The sequence below is a fragment of the Lactobacillus sp. UCMA15818 genome (genome assembly GCF_030400225.1).
GTDB lineage: Bacteria > Bacillota > Bacilli > Lactobacillales > Lactobacillaceae > Liquorilactobacillus.
Map to the genome: position 1 here is coordinate 1 of NZ_VJYB01000043.1, position 455 is coordinate 455.

Genomic DNA, 455 nt, shown 5'->3' on the forward strand with positions numbered 1-455 from the left:
GCCCAAGGTGTTAGCCCACTTCTCTGCAACCTTCACGCGACCTGCGTCAGGGGAGACCACGCAGATGTTGTCCAGGTTGTAGTTTTCCTTGATGTGATCGGTGAGGATCGGCATGGCGTGCATGTGATCGACTGGGCCGTCGAAGAAGCCCTGGATCTGATCGGTGTGCAAGTCCACGGACACGATACGGTCCGCGCCAGCGGTGAGCATGAGGTCGGCGATGAGGCGAGCAGAAATTGGCTCGCGGCCGCGGTGCTTCTTGTCCTGGCGGGCATATGGGTAGAACGGCAGGATCGCGGTGATGCGCTTTGCGGAACCACGCTTCAAAGCGTCGATCATCAGCAGCTGTTCCATGAGCCACTTGTTGAGAGGCTGGGTGTGGGACTGCAGGACGAAGCAGTCGGAGCCACGAACTGATTCCTCGAAGCGGACGTAGATTTCACCGTTGGCGAAAT

1 protein-coding gene is annotated in these 455 nt (G+C 58.7%); it reads right to left on the reverse strand.

Features of this window, described 5'->3' with window-relative positions:
- Positions 1-455 (reverse strand): ribose-phosphate diphosphokinase (prs, locus tag FFX44_RS12605; RefSeq protein ID WP_289981795.1); only part of this gene is annotated, 455 nt, incomplete at both ends.